Annotated in this window: 2 protein-coding genes; both read right to left on the bottom strand. The window is 61.2% G+C overall.

Annotated features, from left to right (window positions below):
• The coding region (gene istA, locus AC0L2A_RS36030) for an IS21 family transposase (RefSeq protein ID WP_473612933.1) at positions 1–986 on the bottom strand (986 nt) is incomplete at its 3' end.
• Positions 987–1,208: 222 nt separating this feature from the next.
• Positions 1,209–1,421: a hypothetical protein gene (locus tag AC0L2A_RS36035; RefSeq protein ID WP_473612934.1), complete on the bottom strand. Its 213-nt coding sequence runs from the start codon at positions 1,419–1,421 to the stop codon at positions 1,209–1,211.
• Positions 1,422–2,108: the final 687 nt, after the last annotated feature.

Below are 2,108 nucleotides of genomic sequence, written 5' to 3' on the forward strand. Positions count from 1 at the left end.
GCCGCCGGCAGCGGCTTCAAGGCAGCCCGCTCGATCTCCTCGAACAGTTCGCGGCGGCTTTGGCCGATATGGCGCATTGGCCGGTTGTTCAACTCCTCGAGCAGTTCGGCGATCGCCGCGTTGAGCTCGGCGATCGAGAAGAAGGATCGATTCCTCAGCCGTGCCAGAATCCAGCGCTCGACGATCAGCACCGCGCCCTCGACCTTGGCCTTGTCGCGCGGCCTGCGGCTGCGGGTCGGCAGGATGGTGGTGTCGTAGTGCTCGGCCATGGCGGCAAAGGTCGCGTTCAGCGTCGGCTCGAACCACTGCGCCTTGACGACACCGGCCTTCAGGTTGTCGCACACGATCGCTCTGGTGACGCCGCCGAAGAAGGCGAGCGCTCGCACCTGGCCCTCGATCCAGTCCGGCAGCTTTTGACTGGAGCTGGCAAAGGCGAAGGTCAGATTGGATGCGCCCAGCACCGCGACAAAAATCTGCGCCGGGTAAATGACGCCGGTCGCCGGATCGATCACCGGCACCGTCTGCCCGGCATAGTCCGTCTGCATCACCGCGCCCGCCGCATGCCGATTGCGGAATGTCGCGCTCGTCCGGCGCTCGAAAGCGGCGAAGTGCTCGCAGAACCAGGTGTAGCCGTAGCCGTCGGGATGGGCGGCGCGATACTCCTGCCACAACAGCGTCAGCGTCACCCCCTTGCGCTTCAGCTCCCTGGCGATCAGCGCAAAGTCCGGTTCGCTCAGGTCTTGCGGCGGACGACCGGCACGGCCAAACAGCAGCCGCTCAAGTGTCGCGTCGTCGTGGCCCGGCGGCAGAGGCCAGCATGACAGCCCGGCCTCCCGCGCCCGTAGCAAATAGGTCGATACTGTCGTCTTGCTGATCTTCAGCCGTTCCGACACTTCACGCACCGAAAGACCCTGCTCATGGGTCAGGCGCAAGATCGCTTGGATGTCCCTCACGCTCGTTCGTCTCGCTTGCTTCCGTCTCGGCATGGCCCCTCTCAACATCATCGTGAGAGGCCAAACTGCCAGAACGGCGCAGCCAAGAACCGACCGCTAAATCCGCTCCCGAAAACTGTCCGGGATTTAGCGGAATCGCTGTCCGCGAATTACTGAAATCACTGTCCGGGATTTAGCGAAAAGGGTGTCCGGGAATTACCGAAACACGCAGGCTGGTTGAGCGTCGGCTCAAACCGCGACGCCTCGGAAGGCGGCCTATGGATTGTCGCAGACGATCGCCTGTTTTCCCGCCGAAAAACTGCATGCCCGGCACTGGCTGTTGATCCAGTCCCGCAGTGTCTGGCTGAAGCTGGCCCGGGCGTAGGTGGAGGACAACGCGCCCCGCACCGCAATTGATGATCTGAGCTGGCACATGAAGCCGGATCGGGATCGACGATGACACGCTGTGCCCGCATAGTCGATCTGCATCACCGCGCCCACCTCGTGGCGATTGCGGAACGTTGCGCTCGAATGGCGATGGAAAGCGCCGAGTTGCAAATATCGTGAAGCCATAACCGCCGAGCGAGGTAGCGTGCTCACAAAGATTGATCGAAACTGCAGTCTTGCTTCAGCCGTTCCGACACTGCACCCCGAGAGGGCCTTTGTCATGGTTCGGGCGCAGGACTGATCGGAGGTCTTTCACTGCCGTTCATCTCGCTTGCTTGTGTCGTAGCACAGACCCTCTCCATTCGATGATAAAGAGCCAAAATGCCAGAACGGCGCTCCCGAGAACCGCCCGCTCCCCCGAAGGCTGTCTTGGATTTGGCGAAATCAAAGTCACGCAATTGCAGAAAGCTGCGGCCAATCGCCGGGGCTCATTCCATCGCGCGAGTGGCCCGCATCGGCCCATTCATGGAGACAGGCGTATCGTATGTCGCGCGGCAGTGGGTCTCCATGGAACCGAGAGCAACGAAATCTACTGTCCTGCTGTTGCTCCTTTGACACCGCGGTTAGCCGAATACTAATCAAAAAAATCAATTCGGTCGGTGCCAGGAATCGCTTCGCGGGGGTTTACCGCTCCGCTGCCCGCTACTGCGCTAATGCTGTCGCGAATGATGGACAGACCACGGCGCAGGTCGGTTTCCGTGATGGTGAGGGCAGTCATGAACTTAAGCA

It is taken from the genome of Mesorhizobium sp. WSM4844 (genome assembly GCF_055811775.1).